Consider the following 16049-nt stretch of genomic DNA (forward strand, 5'->3'; position numbering starts at 1 on the left):
TCGAATTGCGACAAACCTATGTATTGATCGTATAAGAAAAAAGAAGCCAGATTATTATTTAGATGCTGAAGTTGCGGGTACAGAAGGACTTAATATGTACTCCCAGATCGCCGCGGCAGAAGAGCTTCCAGAAGAAGAATTGATGAAACTCGAATTGCAAGATCGCATTCAATATGAAATAAGCCGATTACCAGACAAGTACCGATCGGCAATTGTGTTGAAGTATATGGAAGAACTATCTTTACAAGATATAAGTGAGATATTGGAATTGCCACTTGGAACAGTTAAAACTAGAATTCATAGAGGCCGAGAAGTACTTAGAAAACAGTTAAGTAAACAGCCCAACTTTTTATAGGAGGTAATCACGATGAATGCGTGTCCAGAGCGAATTGTTCACTATATGCATGAATATTTAGATGGTGAAATAAGCCGTGAACATGAGCTTGAGCTTAAAACTCATTTGCAGTCATGCGTCGATTGTCAGAAGCATATGCATGAGCTTAGTGATGTAGTTGCCTTCATAAAAGGAGCAGCTCATGTAAAGGTTCCGTCTAATTTTAAAAAATTAGTTATGGATAGACTTCCTAAAGAAAGATCTCATGCTGGTGTAAGTAGATGGTTGCGACGCCATCCAATTCTTACTGCAGCGGCGTTATTCTTTTTGTTAATGAGTAGTGCATTATTCACTAATTTTAATGAAGAGCAACAATTCTCTTTTACAAAACAAGAAAACGTTATTGTAGAAGGAGAAACAGTCATTGTTCCTAAAGGACAGGTCGTAAAAGGTGACCTAGTTGTAAAAAATGGCGATGTTCGAATTGATGGTGAATTGGATGGGAATCTAACCGTTATCAACGGTTCTAAATATATGGCTTCCACAGCAGTTATTACTGGTAAAACAGAAGAAATCAATGAAGTATTTGATTGGCTATGGTTTCACATAAAAGATGGAGCCAAACAGGTTGTATTATTTTTTGATAAAGAAGAAAGCGTAAAATAACGAAAAGTCTATCCAAAAAATGGGTAGACTTTGTTGATTCAAGAAAGCGGAAAATTACTTATCTATGTTATACTTACATTGTATGGATTTGTGATGAAAAGTGGGGGATGCCACATGTCGTTTATGGAGCAATTTACAAATTTAATGCCAGTAAACGTAATTGTAAACATTTTAGATGTTTTATTTGTTTGGTTTGTAATATATAAAATAATTACCCTTGTAAAAGGAACGAAAGCGGTCCAATTATTAAAAGGGATTTTTGTCATTGTTGTAGCCCGTGTCGTCACAGACTTTTTAGGTTTGGATACACTTGGTTGGATGCTAGAACAGGTTATTAATTTTGGATTTTTAGCGATTATTATTATATTTCAGCCAGAAATTAGAAGAGCACTAGAACAAATAGGTAGAGGAACACTCTTTTCGAGAAGTTCGATGCAAGAAGAGGAAGAACAGAGCCGTTTAATAGGGGCAATGACCAAATCTGTGAGCTATATGGCAAAACGCCGTATTGGAGCATTAATATCAATTGAAAGAGAAACAGGTTTAACGGATTATATTGAAACTGGAATTCCTTTAAATGCGAATATCTCATCCGAACTAATGATTAATATTTTCATTCCAAATACACCACTTCACGATGGTGCAGTGATCGTACAAAAAAATAAAGTGGCTTCTGCAGCATGTTATTTGCCGTTGTCCGAAAGTCCTTTCATCTCTAAAGAGCTTGGAACGAGGCACCGTGCAGCAATTGGTTTAAGTGAAGTAACTGATGCTATAACAATAGTTGTATCGGAAGAAACGGGAGCAGTAAGTTTAACATCGAACGGAGATCTCCATAGAAATTTATCCATGGAAGAATTTGAAGCCCACTTGAAACGTCTTTGGTTTGGACCAACGGTGGAACATGTAACTTCTTCTAAATGGTTGTGGAGGGGGAAACAGAATGGATAAAATGATGGATAATCCATGGTTCTTACGGATAATTGCATTAGTTTTAGCAATTATGTTATTCGTTTCCGTGAAATCTGATATCGAAAATACGAATATGAATGCTAGTGGAAAGTCAGTGGATACTCTCCGAGATGTCCCGGTTGAAGTATATTATGATGACGACAGTTTAGTTGTATCAGGCGTACCAAAAACCGTTTCGGTAAATATCGAAGGTCCAAGCCAACTAGTGCTATCTGCAAAGATGATGAAGGACTACAAAGTATTTGTAGACTTAAGAAAGTTAGCGATTGGTGAACATAGAGTAGCCGTTTCTACAGAAAATTTTTCAGATAAATTAAAAGTTCGAACGGATCCAGTTTATGTAACTGTGGTTATTGAAGAACGAATCTCTAAACAATTCCGTGTAGACCCAGATATGAATGAAAGTCTGTTGGCAGAAAATTACATCGTGAAGTCGTACGAGGTTGAACCTAAAGTAGTTACAATTACTGGTGCAAAAAGTTTGATAAATAGCATAGGCTATGTAAAAGCTACGATTGCAGGAGAACAAGGGATTAATAAATCTTTTGAACAAGAGGCAAGTGTACGCGTCTTAGACAAAGATTTAAACAAATTAGATGTAACAGTCGATCCAAAAACCGTACAGGTAAGAGTGAAAGTTGAAGAGTACAGTAAAGAAGTACCTTTAGCTTTGATGGAGAAAGGTACACCAAAACAAGGTGTGACGATTAATAAACTAACCACTAATGTTCAAAATATAAAGTTATATGGTCCTCGAACAGTGTTGGACAAAATTGAGAAGTTATTTGTGGATGTAGATGTAAGTAAAATAGAAGACTCTGGTGAATTTGATGTGAAGTTAACGGTCCCAGATGGTGTGACGAAAATGTCCCTAGACAAGATTAAAGTTATAGGTGATGTGACACCTGCTCCAATAACAGAACCGCCAGTAGATGAAGAGGGTATTTCGAGTGTGAGCGAAAAGTCTTTTGATCAAGTGGCGGTGGAAGTGAGGGGACTTCCAGATCAATTAGAAAGTGTTTTTCAAACACCTACAGATGGATTAGTTTCCGTGACTGCTAAAGGAACACCTGAAGCATTAGATAAAATAACAAAGAGCAATATTGCGCTTTATGTAGAAGCGCAAAATGCTGAAATAGGAGAAAATTTGTTTCCGATAAAAATGGATGCACCTCCTAATGTTGAGTGGGAAATGACTGCGTCCGAGGTAAAATTAACAGTTAAAGAAGCTTAACTTTCTCAGTAGGATTTGCCGAGAAACAACAGAATCACATGAAAAACGAAGTGTAAAGATATAGAAGTCCCTGACATTTGCAGATATAAGAACGAGCAACGAGATAACTACAATTCAATGAAGGCTAGCCTTGGTTGAATATAGTTAAATCTTACGACGCATACCAAGATTTAGATATGTCTACCTAGCAGTAAAAAGATCTTGGCGTACTTAGTCGAAGCGTAATTAATAAGCAGGACAACAGGTTTTTAAGGAGAGAAGTTTAAATGGGAAAATACTTTGGTACAGATGGTGTAAGAGGAGTAGCAAACTCAGAATTAACACCGGAAATTGCTTTTAAATTAGGTCGAGTAGGCGGATACATTTTAACAAAGGGAGCAGAGAGTCGCGCAAAAGTTTTAATTGGTCGTGACACGCGTATATCTGGTCATATGTTAGAAGGTGCGCTTGTAGCAGGACTTCTTTCTGTAGGAGTAGAGGTAATGCGTCTAGGTGTTATTAGTACACCAGGTGTTTCTTACTTAACTAGAGTAATGAGTGCAGATGCGGGAGTAATGATATCAGCATCTCATAATCCAGTGGCAGATAACGGTATCAAATTCTTTGGTTCTGATGGATTTAAACTTTCGGATGAACAGGAAGAAGAAATCGAGCAATTACTAGATGCAGAACTAGACGAATTGCCACGTCCAACAGGAGCGGGAGTAGGAACTGTATCCGATTATTTTGAAGGTGGACAAAAGTATATTCAATATTTAAAACAAACATTAGATGAAGAATTCGTTGGAATACATGTTGCATTAGATTGTGCAAACGGTGCTACATCTTCCCTTGCCACTCATGTTTTTGCGGATTTAGATGCTGATTTATCTACAATGGGAGCATCACCGAATGGCTTGAACATTAATGATGGTGTAGGTTCGACACATCCCGAAGAGTTAGCAAAATTTGTTTTAGAAAAAGGTGCACATGTAGGACTCGCTTTTGATGGTGACGGTGACCGACTAATCGCTGTAGATGAAAAAGGCAATATCGTAGATGGTGACCAAATTATGTATATTTGTGCCAAGTATTTAAACGCACAAGGCAGATTAAATAAGAACACAGTTGTATCTACTGTGATGAGTAATATGGGCTTCTATAAAGCTTTAGAAACACATGAAATGACAAGTGTTAAAACAGCAGTTGGAGACCGTTATGTAGTAGAAGAAATGAAAAAGAATGGCTATAATCTAGGAGGAGAGCAGTCTGGACATATCGTGTTCTTAGATTATAATACAACTGGTGACGGCTTACTGACTGGTTTACAACTAGTGAATATTATGAAAATAACAGGGAAGAAACTTTCTGATCTTGCTTCAGAAATGACCATCTACCCTCAAAAATTAATAAATGTTCGCGTAACTGATAAGCACGCAGTAACACAAAATGAAAAAGTAGCGGCAATTATTAGTGAAGTGGAAGCTGAAATGGCAGGCAACGGCCGTGTTCTTGTAAGACCATCTGGAACAGAACCGCTTGTACGTGTCATGGTAGAAGCAGCAACTGAAGAAGAATGTGAAAACTATGTAAACCGAATCGTCGAAGTTGTAATAGCTGAGATGGGTTTAGCTGAATAAAGAATAGATAAAAATCCAGCCTTATGCTGGATTTTTTATTTGGATATTTTGCTGTTTTCCTCACAGAATAAGAAAGTTAAATTTTTATGCCATGAACAGGTTTATTTCCGCTGCAGGAGACAGAAGCTATGCCCGCGAAAAGCATCCGCTTTGGCGAAAAACAACGACATTTATACGTTACTTTTCTAAAAAGGACCGGTCGTCTTTTTGCTCGTTTATTAAAAAAGGCTAATTCTTTGTGCTGCAAACAAAGATTGTTATACGATAGTTTATATATTTCAATAGAAGAGGAGTAGTAAAGTGAAAGCACTGATTTTTGAGAAGTTTGGTGGACCTGAAGTACTTCAGTATAAGGAAGTTGCTAAACCGATTATTAAGGAAAATGAGGTATTGGTAAAGACGAAGGCGATTGGATTGAATTTTGCTGATATTTATAGAAGAAAAGGAAACTATCATTTAGCTGGTAATCCACCTTTTATATTAGGATATGAGGGCTCGGGTGTAATAGATCAAATAGGTGATGGTATAAAAAATATGAAAGTCGGGGATCGTATTGCGTTTGCAGATGTTCCATTTGCAAATGCTGAATTCGTCGCAGTTCCGATGGAAAAGGCAATTCCTTTGCCAAATGAACTATCTTTTGAAATAGCAGCATCTGTTTTGTTACAAGGATTAACAGCGCAATATTTAACTAGCGATAGTTACAAGGTGAGGGCAGGAGATACGATTCTAGTCCACGCAGCAGCTGGTGGAGTTGGGCAAAATCTTATTCAAATTGGGAAGTTACTTGGAGCAAAAGTGATTGGACTTACATCTTCATTGGAAAAATCTGAAGTTGCCTATTCAATTGGTGCAGATCATGTTTTTTTATACAAAGATAATTGGGTAAATGAAATAAAGGATGTAACTAACGGAACTGGAGTAGATGCTGTTTATGAGTCTGTAGGCTCAACATTAGCGGACAGTTTTGATGTCACAAAAATAGGTGGTGCCGTAGTATTTTATGGAATGTCGGGTGGGGATCCGGCACTCGTTGATCCGCGTATGCTAATGGACACTTCTAAAACCTTAACAGGTGGAGATCTATGGAATGTACTAACCTCCTTAGAGGAAAGAAAACAGAGATCCAAACAATTATTTGATTGGATTTTAGAAGGTAAAATAACCCTAAAGGAGCCAACTACTTTCTCATTACAAGATGGTGCAAAAGCTCACAGCTTGCTGGAAAGTCGCAAAAGCATTGGGAAGATCCTGTTAATTCCTTAACAGTTACTTGAAGAAATAGAGAAAAAGGAATCATTCTCTCTGTTAAATGTTTACTCTGTTTATTTGGTGGAATAATAAGAGTGAACAAACAGATAGGGAGTGAGTAAATGGCTAAAGTAGCAACATTAGTCACAAATATGTTTGAGGATGTAGAATACACAAGTCCCGCACAAGCATTAAATGACGCAGGACATGAGGTATTTATAATTGAAAAGGAAGCAGGAAAAGAAGTAACAGGTAAGCAAGGCGAAGCCAATCTTAAAGTTGACTATAGTATTGATGAAGTAAAACCTGAAGATTTTGATGCATTATTCATTCCTGGTGGATTTTCACCGGACATTTTACGTGCGGACGATCGATTTGTTGAATTTGCAAAAGCATTCATGGATGCTATGAAACCTGTCTTTGCAATTTGTCACGGACCACAACTCCTCATTACAGCAAAAACATTGAATGGAAGAGATGCTACAGGTTATAAGTCGATAAAAGTCGATTTAGAAAATGCCGGGGCCACATTTCATGATGAAGAAGTTTTCGTTTGTGGCAAACAACTTGTAACAAGTCGTACGCCAGATGATTTGCCAGCTTTTAATAGAGAAATCGTGAAGTTATTAGAGAAGTAATAGAAAAGATTGCCCATCTATTCTTAAGTGGGCAATCTTTTATTTATATTGAATTGAACAATAGAATCTATACACATCCAGGGACGATCTTTATATCATTGATTTATAGTGAGTTTTATATAAACGAATACGAAGATCCAACTATATTTAACTAATTGGAAATATTTTAACCGTAATACTTACATTCTGTCTTCCAAGCAGTACTTTCACTTCCCAAAGTAAAGTATATTTCGTATAATATCTATACATGGCAGAAAGTGGGTGTTGTATGAATTTGGATGCTGTTGACAAGCGTATATTAGAATTATTGACGGAAAATGGCCGTTTGTCTTACGTTGATATTGGTAAAGAACTTAACTTATCAAGAGTTGCTGTTAGAGAACGAGTGCACCAATTACAAAATGAAGGAGTGATTGAGAGATTCACCGTTGTTATTAATTCAGAGAAAGTAGGTAAAAATGTCTCGGGTTTCTTTGAAGTGGATTGTGAACCGTCCTCCCTCGTAAGGGTTGCTCAAAATCTTGCTGATAATCCAAGTGTAGCAAGCTGTTATCAAATGACAGGACCATCAACCTTACATATGCATGTATTGGTAGATGACTTTTCAAGTCTTGAAAAGTTTATTAATAAAGAATTATATGCATTAGAGGGTATCACACGAGTTGAAAGTCATATTTTACTTAGAAGATTTAAAAGTCGTAGTGGATTAAAATTATAAATTTGTAAAAAGGCATTCCGTATAGGAATGTCTTTTTTATTTGTAACTGTCCAAACTCCAACACATGCGTTCGTGTGCAAAGCTCGTCGGAGAAGAAAGTGCGCATCAGAGTAAATAGGGAGCTTACGCCTTTCTTATTATTTTTATTATCGAAATGATTGAAATTAATTGGAGAAAAAGTATGGAATGTAAATACAAAAAGACTGATAAATGACTATAGATTATTCAAAACGTAATCAAATTTTATATCAATTATTCATAGTGTAATAATATTTAGAAAAAAATAAATTTATTTGAATATTCTTATAGATTTTTATTATTTATTGTATTATAATCACAATTAACAAATATTAAACATTTGTTAATTAAAAACAAATATTTAATTAACATTTGTAAGAAAGTGAGGGGGATATATGATTGCTTTAATTGTAAGGAGAGGTGTACAACTTATTTTTTTACTGTTGGGTATTTCTTTTTTGGTATTTTCATCCATGTACATTGCTCCGGGTGATCCAGCTACTATGGTAGGAGGACCAACAGCTTCGGCAACAGATTTAGAAGCAATCCGAGACAACTTAGGTTTGAATGATCCGTTCCTTGTACAATATGGTCGATATTTAAAAAATGCGGTACAAGGCGACTTCGGCTATTCTTATCAATCGAAACAATCAGTATCAGAAGCAATTTCCATACGTTTCCCTAATACTCTAAAACTCGCGATAGCTAGTATGGTAGTAGCCATCATAATTGGGATTATCGCTGGTTTAATATCAGCATTAAAACATAATTCTTGGCTAGATGTAACATCTACAACTTTTGCTTTAGCTGGAATATCTATTCCGAATTTTTGGTTAGGTGCTTTACTAATATTAGTATTTGCGGTTAATTTACAGTGGCTTCCTGTAGGAGGGCTCTCGGCACCTTTTTATACAACAGAAGGATTTAAACAGATGATTCTTCCTGCAATTACTTTAGGGACAAGCTCAGCAGCTATGATTGCAAGGATGACAAGGTCTTCTATTCTTGAAGTTGTGAAAGCTGATTATGTAAGAACTGCTCGCGCTAAAGGAGTTAGGGAGCGGAAAGTTATCTGGGTACATACTTTAAAAAATGCAATGATACCAGTAGTAACTGTGATAGGTGTCAATTTTGGTGCTTTGCTGGGTGGAACAATCATTACTGAAAAAGTTTTCGCTATTAATGGTGTTGGAAGACTTATGGTAGATGCAATAGCAATGAGAGATTTCCCAATGGTACAGGCTTCCGTATTATTAGTAGCTACGTTGTTCGTTGTCGTTAACTTAGTTGTAGATATTGTATATACGTTTATTGATCCAAGAATTACCTATGAATGATGAGGGGAGGCTACCCATGACGAATGCGATTATAACAACGGGTGTACAAACATCCGTGAATAAGAAAAGAGAGAAAGTGTACATCACAACAATCAAAAGACTATTAAAAAATAAACTATCAGTTATTGGTATTGTAATTATTTTAGGTTTAATCTTTATGGCATTGTTTGCACCTTTTTTAGCTACATATGACCCTGTAAAACAGAGTCTTGTAGATAGTGAACTACCGATGTTTTCGAATGGACATTGGCTAGGAACAGATAACTACGGAAGAGATGTATGGTCACGTATCGTATATGGATCCAGAATTTCATTAATCGTCGGCTTTACAGCAGTTTCATTAGGATTGCTTGGTGGGATTATCCTTGGTTTACTTGGTGGTTACTACAAAAAGTTAGATGGAGTTGTTATGAGAATTGTAGACTTACTATTCTCATTCCCAGGTATTCTATTGGCAATGTTAATTATTGCGATCTTAGGTACTAGTCTTGTGAATGTTGCGATAGCGATAAGTATATGGTCAATTCCAAGCTGTGCACGTATTGTAAGGGGGTCAGTTCTCTCTATTAAACAAAAGGAATACATCATGGCACTGAGGTCTTTAGGAGCTTCTGACCTACGTATTATGGTTCGCCACATATTGCCAAATGCTTTTGCTCCAATAATTGTGTTTGCAACAATGCGAATGGGGACTGCAATACTTTCTACGGCCTCACTTAGTTATTTAGGTTTAGGTGCTCAACCACCTTCACCGGAATGGGGTGCAATGATTTCTCAGGGCCAAAATTATATGTGGACATCTCCACATTTAACCATTGTTCCGGGAATAGCAATTATGCTAACGGTTTTTGCTTTTAATGTAGTAGGAGACGGATTAAGAGATGCATTAGATCCAAATATGGACATCCAATAAAAATAATAACTGGGGGAATAGAAATGAAAAAGAATATGTTTTTAGTTGTTTTATTTATTTTGTCAATCGTTTTAGCAGCATGTTCAAGTGGAGAATCTGCATCTGCACCAAAAAATTCAGAGGGTACAAGTAGTGAAAAGCCGGTAAATAATAAGACTTTTACTTATGCTTCAACTTCGGATGCAGTAGGATTATCTCCTATTTTGATGAATGATTCACCATCGGCTAATATAACAGAGCAAGTATATGAACAATTATTCCAACGAAATGTGAATACAATGGAATTTGAACCTAAATTAGCAGAGTCATATGAAACACCAGATGAAAACACATGGGTTATTAAACTAAAAGAAGGAATTAAGTTCCACGATGGAACACCTTTCAATGCTGAGGCTGTCAAATATACATTTGATAAATTACGTGATCCTGCAACAGCTGCGCCTCGTGCATCATTACTAGAACCAGTAGATACAATTAATGTATTAGACGAGTATACGGTGGAAATAAAAACTAAATATCCGTATGGTGCATTTTTAGCATCTCTATCACATACGAATGCGGCTATCGTTAGTCCTACAGCAGATCAAAAACAAGATTTAATGAAAGAACCAGTAGGTACAGGTCCATTTAAATTTGTAAGTTGGACACCAGGGGATCAAATTGTATTAGAAGCAAATGAAGAGTATTGGGGCGGTGCACCTGAGTTAAAGAAAGTAGTTTATAAAGTAGTGCCAGAAATATCAACTGCAATTTCCATGTTACAAACAGGTGAAGTTCAATTTATTGATGGTTTACCAACAGAACAAATTAAACGTCTAGAATCATTGGATAATGTAAATATCGAAAAAATAGATGGTTCACCAGTTTACTACTTAGCATTTAATCATTTAAGAGAAATAAATAAAGATCCTGAATTCCGTGAAGCAGTAGCATCAGCGATGGATCGTGATGCATTTGTTTCTAAATTAAACGGATTAGGAGTTCGTAGTGATAGTGTTATTGGACCGAAAGTTTTTGGATATGATTCATCAGAAGATAAAGCAGGTACTCCTTATAATTTAGAAAAAGCAAAATCGTTAGTGAAGAAAAATGGGTATGGAAATAAACCAATAAAATTATTAACTGCAAATCGCTCTAATTTTACTTTAATGGCTGAAATAGTTCAGGCTCAATTAACGGAAGCGGGATTCAATGTACAAATTGAATCAATGGAATGGGCTACATTCTTAGATACTGCTCGTGCAGGTGATTATGATCTAACTTTCTTAAGTTGGTCAAATGTAACAGGAGATGGATCTGAGCTGTTATACCCAAACTTCCATAGCGATAATGTAGGTTCTTCAAACCGTGCTCAATATAGCAATCCAGCATTTGATAAATTAGTAGTAGAATCTCGTACAACAATTGATCAAGATGAACGAAAAGCAATTTTGGACAAGGCGAACAAAATGATGATTGAAGATAATGCAGTTGTAGTAATGTATCACGGAATGGTTACAGCAGCGCTAGATAAAGCTTATACAGGGCTAGAATTAGACCCTAATGGTAAGTGGTACTTAAAAAATATAACTGGGAAGTAGGTTAGAAAATGCGGGAGACATTACTGGAAGTGAATCATTTAGTAACTGAATTTCGCACAGCAGAAGGAGATGTCCAAGCTGTGCGAGATGTCTCCTTCTCTATTGCAAAAGGAGAGACATTGTGTATTGTTGGGGAGTCTGGTTGTGGGAAAAGTATTACATCTTTATCAGTTATCGGTCTGCTTCCAAGCAACGGGAAGATAGCGGCTGGTGAGATTAAATACGAAGGCAAGGAAATACATAACCTACCTTACGAAGAAATGAGAAAAATGCGTGGTACCAAAATATCGATGATTTTTCAGGAACCCATGACTGCACTAAATCCAGTTTTGACAGTAGGATATCAATTGCGAGAACCATTAATGCTCCATCATAAGATAAGTAAAAGTGAAGCAACAAAACAAGGGATAGAATTATTAGAACAAGTCGGCATTCCTTACCCTGAAAAACGTATGAATCAATACCCACATGAACTTAGTGGTGGTATGAGACAACGTGTCATGATTGCAATTGCACTTGCTTGTCATCCTGGATTATTGATAGCAGATGAACCAACGACTGCACTGGATGTTACTATTCAAGCGCAGATATTAGATTTGATAAATGAGCTAAAAGGAAAGCTTAACATGGGTGTTATGTTAATTACACATGACATGGGTGTTGTTGCTGAAGTGGCTGATCGAGTAATGGTTATGTACGCTGGTAAAAAAGTAGAAGAAGGACAAGTAGCAGCGATTTTTGATAACCCAAAGCACCCTTATACTATAGGATTATTAAATTCGGTACCTAATGTAGATGATCCGGACTTTGAATTAGAGCCTATACCTGGCTCTCTTCCCAGCCTTCAAGAAAAGATTGATGGATGCAGATTTCATCCTAGGTGCAAATTTGCTACAGATAAATGTCGTGAAATAGCACCACCAGAATTTAGCACAGACCAAGGACATATTGTTAGTTGTTGGTTACATGAAGAGGAGGAAGTTAAAGATGGTCAATTTGTCTTCCAAAGCTGATCAAAAAATCCTCTTAAGGTTAGAAGGTGTGAAAAAGTACTTCCCTATTAAAGGAGGAGTATTGAAACGTGTACAAGGTCATGTAAAGGCGGTTGAAGAAGTATCTCTTAATCTATATGAAGGTGAGAGCCTTGGAATAGTTGGAGAATCAGGTTGTGGGAAATCAACTCTAGGTCGTGCAATTTTAGGGCTGGAAGGATTAACAGAAGGTAAAGTCATTTTTCGGAATGAAGAAATTCAAGATCTAAAAAGAAAAGAAAAATTAAAATTTGTAAAAGAAATGCAAATGATTTTTCAAGATCCATTTGCCTCCCTAAATCCTAGACAACGAATTGGACATGCATTAGAAGAAGTGTTTACAATGCATACTAATATGGCGCAAAAAGAGAAACGATCTGCTGTAATTGATTTGCTAAATGAAGTTGGGTTGAAGGAAGAACATTATGAAAGATATCCACACGAATTTAGTGGAGGACAAAGACAACGTATCGGAATTGCAAGAGCAATTGCTTTAAATCCTTCATTTGTAATTTGTGATGAGGCAGTCTCAGCATTAGACGTTTCAGTTCAAGCCCAAGTGTTGAAATTGCTGAAGTCGTTACAAGAGAAATATCAATTATCCTATTTATTTATATCGCATGATTTAGGTGTTGTACGATATTTTTGTGATCGTGTTTTAGTCATGTATTTAGGTAATACGGTTGAACTTGGTACTGTGGAAAATTTATTTTCCAATCCAATTCATCCTTATACACAAGCTTTATTGTCGGCAATTCCACGCCCATCTGTTCATGCAAACAAAAATCGCATAAGATTACAAGGAGATTTGCCGAATCCAGCAAATCCACCATCAGGATGTCCGTTTCATACAAGATGCCCTATTGCTCAAGAGATATGCAATAGTAAAAAACCTACCTGGGAACAAGTGGAAGAAGGTCATTTTGCCGCGTGTCATTTTGCTGGAACAAACATATTAAACGGTATATGAAAAGATTTAGAGGAGGAACATCATGGATTACTTACATCACCCATTTGCAGCAAAACGACATACCGTTTTCGCTAAAAAAGGAATGGTTGCAACTTCGCAACCATTGGCAGCTCAAGCAGGAATAGAAATCCTCCAAAAAGGCGGAAATGCAATTGATGCAGCAATCGCAACTGCAGCAGCACTTACAGTAGTTGAACCAACTTCAAACGGTATTGGTGGAGATGCATTTGCGCTAGTTTGGACTAAAGACAAGCTTCATGGGTTAAATGCATCTGGTCCATCGCCTTTGTCGATTACTGCTCAAAAGATCAGAGAAAAAGGATATGAAAAAATGCCGGTATATGGAGTTATTCCAGTAACGGTACCTGGTGTTCCATCTGCGTGGGCAGAGTTATCAGAAAAATTCGGGAAACTTCCACTTAAAGACGTGCTAATGCCGGCTATCCGATATGCTGAAGAAGGTTATCCACTAACCCCAATTCTCGGTAAGTACTGGAAAATGGCTTATAGAAAGTTTAAGGATACCTGTACAACAGAAGAATTTTCATCTTGGTTTAAGACATTTGCACCAAATGGAAGAGCTCCGGAAATAGGAGAAATTTGGTCTTCGCCAGATCATGCGAAAACGTTACGTGCGATCGGTGAAACAAATGCTCGTGATTTCTACGAAGGTGAAATTGCAACTAAAATTGATGCTTTCATGAAGAAATATGATGGTTACTTGTCAAAGGAAGATCTGGCTTCGTATAAACCTGAATGGGTTGAACCAATCTCTGCTAATTATCGTGGATATGATGTGTGGGAGATACCGCCAAATGGACAAGGAATGGTTGCGCTTATGGCTTTAAATGTATTTAAGCAATTGGCGAAACCAGAATGGCAAAGTGCAAATGTACTTCACCAACAAATCGAAGCGATGAAGTTAGCATTTACAGACGGAAAAGCTTTCATTACCGAATTAGAAGAAATGCCAGTTAGTGTGGATCATTTACTATCAGACGATTACGCTAGAGAACGTGCATCGACTATTCAAGAAGATGCGATTGATCCAGCACCATATGAATTACCTAAAGCTGGAACTGTTTATTTAGCTACAGCCGATGAAGAAGGAAACATGGTTTCCTACATTCAAAGTAATTATATGGGATTTGGCTCAGGAATCGTAGTGCCTGGCACCGGGGTAGCATTACAGAATCGTGGACATGATTTTTCTTTAGATGAGTCTCATCCAAACTTACTGAAGCCAGGGAAACGTTCGTATAACACAATTATTCCAGGTTTTCTAACTAAGGATGGAAAAGCAGTTGGACCTTTTGGAGTAATGGGGGGTTATATGCAGCCACAGGGTCATTTTCAAATTGTCACAAATACAGTCGATTATTTACTGAATCCACAGGCAACGCTTGATATGCCAAGATGGCAATGGATAAAAGGGAAAACAGTACATGTGGAACCTGAGTTTCCAAACTATCTTGTCCAAAGCTTAGCGAGGAAAGGTCATGATATTCATGTTGCAGCGGATACTGGAAGTTTTGGACGTGGACAAATTATTTGGAGAAATGCAGAGACTGGTGTGCTTCAAGGTGGAACTGAGTCCCGAACGGATGGAGCTATAGCAGTTTGGTAAAACATAATGCAACGAAGAACAGATCCGTGCGTCCAGATCGAGTTCTTCAAAGGGATATTAGTATTGCCTTTTTCCGTTCAGGGATTCTTGGATTCGGAGGGGGTCCATCTTCTATACCGCTCGTTCATCAAGAGGTTGTGAAGAAATATGGCTGGATGGATGAAGATGAATTTGGAGACACTCTTGCCCTTGCGAATACGTTGCCTGGTCCAATCAACACAAAAATGGCAGGGTATATCGGCTACCGAATAGCGGGTATTTGGGGTTGTTTAAATGCAATTATTGTCACCGTAATTCCAACTGTATTAATGATGATTTTATTATTGGGATTAATACAAAAGTATAAGGATATTCCAAAAGTGCAAAATATGTCTACCGCCGTAATACCGGTAGTAGCGGTACTGCTTGGTCAATTAACGTGGGACTTTATAAAGAAATCGGGAGATTCTCTTGGTTGGTTAAAGGCGCTTTTGTTAATAGCTCTTTCATCGGTATTAATAGAAGTGTTACATATTCATCCTGCCATTGTCATTTTAGCGTGCATAGTCCTTGTGTTCGCCCCCTTGCTTAAAAGGAGGAAGAAAATATGATTTTTTGGCGTATATTTTTAGCCTTTTTTATTCCAGGTATATTAGGCTATGGAGGAGGTCCAGCCTCTATACCATTAGTGGAGCATGAAGTTGTAGGGAAATATGGCTGGATGACAACTCAGGAATTCAGTGAAGTAGTCGCTATTGGAAACTCTTTGCCTGGTCCAATTGCCACGAAAATGGCAGGTTATATTGGTTATACAGAAGGTGGAATATTAGGTTCATTCATCGCAATGTTTGCCACTATAGCACCAACTCTGATATTAATGATTGGTATGATGGCCATTTTATTAAAGTATAAAGATGCTCCGGAAGTAAAAAACTTAACGAAATTTATTCGACCGATTATCGCTGTTTTACTTGGCTTTATGACTGTACAATTTGCGCAAGAGTCTGTAGTAGGACTGGGGATGTGGAGTTCAATCATACTAATAGCTGCAAGCGTGCTATTATTAGTAAAGTACAAAGTTCATCCCGCATTTGTCATTTTATTAGCTTTAATATATGGTGCGATTACCGGTTAACCAAAGAGCCACAGAAATGTGGCTCTT

Annotated in this window: 16 protein-coding genes; all 16 read left to right on the forward strand. The window is 37.2% G+C overall.

Annotation, left to right across the window (positions count from 1 at the left end; translation table 11 throughout):
* A partial coding sequence (locus ACFVR1_RS07505) for a sigma-70 family RNA polymerase sigma factor (RefSeq protein ID WP_387582476.1) occupies window positions 1-355 on the forward strand: 355 nt, incomplete at its 5' end.
* A 12-nt stretch (window positions 356-367) separates the two neighbouring features.
* On the forward strand, window positions 368-1000 hold the full coding sequence (locus ACFVR1_RS07510) for a zf-HC2 domain-containing protein (RefSeq protein ID WP_387582478.1): 633 nt from the start codon (window positions 368-370) through the stop codon (window positions 998-1000).
* 114 nt (window positions 1001-1114) lie between these two features.
* The gene (gene cdaA, locus ACFVR1_RS07515; RefSeq protein ID WP_387582481.1) at window positions 1115-1951 is read left to right on the forward strand and encodes a diadenylate cyclase CdaA; all 837 of its coding nucleotides are present in this window, start codon (window positions 1115-1117) and stop codon (window positions 1949-1951) included.
* The gene (locus ACFVR1_RS07520) at window positions 1944-3206 is read left to right on the forward strand and encodes a CdaR family protein (protein ID WP_387582484.1); all 1263 of its coding nucleotides are present in this window, start codon (window positions 1944-1946) and stop codon (window positions 3204-3206) included. Before cdaA ends, ACFVR1_RS07520 begins: the two co-directional genes overlap by 8 nt.
* Window positions 3207-3472: 266 nt before the next feature.
* Window positions 3473-4825, forward strand: coding sequence for a phosphoglucosamine mutase (glmM, locus tag ACFVR1_RS07525; protein WP_387582487.1), 1353 nt, complete (start codon window positions 3473-3475; stop codon window positions 4823-4825).
* A 300-nt stretch (window positions 4826-5125) separates the two neighbouring features.
* Entirely contained in the window at window positions 5126-6091 is a 966-nt protein-coding gene (locus tag ACFVR1_RS07530) for a quinone oxidoreductase family protein (RefSeq protein WP_387582489.1), read from the forward strand.
* Between the two features lie 107 nt (window positions 6092-6198).
* On the forward strand, window positions 6199-6714 hold the full coding sequence (locus ACFVR1_RS07535) for a type 1 glutamine amidotransferase domain-containing protein (protein WP_387582491.1): 516 nt from the start codon (window positions 6199-6201) through the stop codon (window positions 6712-6714).
* A gap of 268 nt (window positions 6715-6982) precedes the next feature.
* Entirely contained in the window at window positions 6983-7432 is a 450-nt protein-coding gene (locus tag ACFVR1_RS07540) for an Lrp/AsnC family transcriptional regulator (RefSeq protein WP_387582494.1), read from the forward strand.
* Between the two features lie 413 nt (window positions 7433-7845).
* Entirely contained in the window at window positions 7846-8787 is a 942-nt protein-coding gene (gene nikB / locus ACFVR1_RS07545; protein WP_387582497.1) for a nickel ABC transporter permease, read from the forward strand.
* A 16-nt stretch (window positions 8788-8803) separates the two neighbouring features.
* Entirely contained in the window at window positions 8804-9700 is an 897-nt protein-coding gene (locus ACFVR1_RS07550) for an ABC transporter permease (RefSeq protein WP_387582499.1), read from the forward strand.
* A 23-nt stretch (window positions 9701-9723) separates the two neighbouring features.
* On the forward strand, window positions 9724-11280 hold the full coding sequence (locus ACFVR1_RS07555) for an ABC transporter substrate-binding protein (RefSeq protein WP_387582502.1): 1557 nt from the start codon (window positions 9724-9726) through the stop codon (window positions 11278-11280).
* A gap of 8 nt (window positions 11281-11288) precedes the next feature.
* The gene (locus ACFVR1_RS07560) at window positions 11289-12293 is read left to right on the forward strand and encodes an ABC transporter ATP-binding protein (RefSeq protein ID WP_387582504.1); all 1005 of its coding nucleotides are present in this window, start codon (window positions 11289-11291) and stop codon (window positions 12291-12293) included.
* Window positions 12268-13281, forward strand: a complete 1014-nt coding sequence (locus ACFVR1_RS07565) for an ABC transporter ATP-binding protein (RefSeq protein WP_387582507.1) — start codon at window positions 12268-12270, stop codon at window positions 13279-13281. The genes ACFVR1_RS07560 and ACFVR1_RS07565 overlap by 26 nt, the downstream gene beginning before the upstream one ends.
* A gap of 22 nt (window positions 13282-13303) precedes the next feature.
* A complete protein-coding gene (locus tag ACFVR1_RS07570; RefSeq protein WP_387582510.1) occupies window positions 13304-14908 on the forward strand; it encodes a gamma-glutamyltransferase family protein in 1605 nt (534 codons plus the stop codon).
* Window positions 14902-15498, forward strand: a complete 597-nt coding sequence (locus tag ACFVR1_RS07575; protein WP_387582512.1) for a chromate transporter — start codon at window positions 14902-14904, stop codon at window positions 15496-15498. Before ACFVR1_RS07570 ends, ACFVR1_RS07575 begins: the two co-directional genes overlap by 7 nt.
* Window positions 15495-16022, forward strand: a complete 528-nt coding sequence (locus tag ACFVR1_RS07580) for a chromate transporter (protein ID WP_387582515.1) — start codon at window positions 15495-15497, stop codon at window positions 16020-16022. Before ACFVR1_RS07575 ends, ACFVR1_RS07580 begins: the two co-directional genes overlap by 4 nt.
* Window positions 16023-16049: the final 27 nt, after the last annotated feature.

Origin of the sequence: Psychrobacillus sp. NPDC058041, assembly GCF_042885655.1 — a bacterium.
In the GTDB taxonomy this organism is placed as follows: domain Bacteria; phylum Bacillota; class Bacilli; order Bacillales_A; family Planococcaceae; genus Psychrobacillus.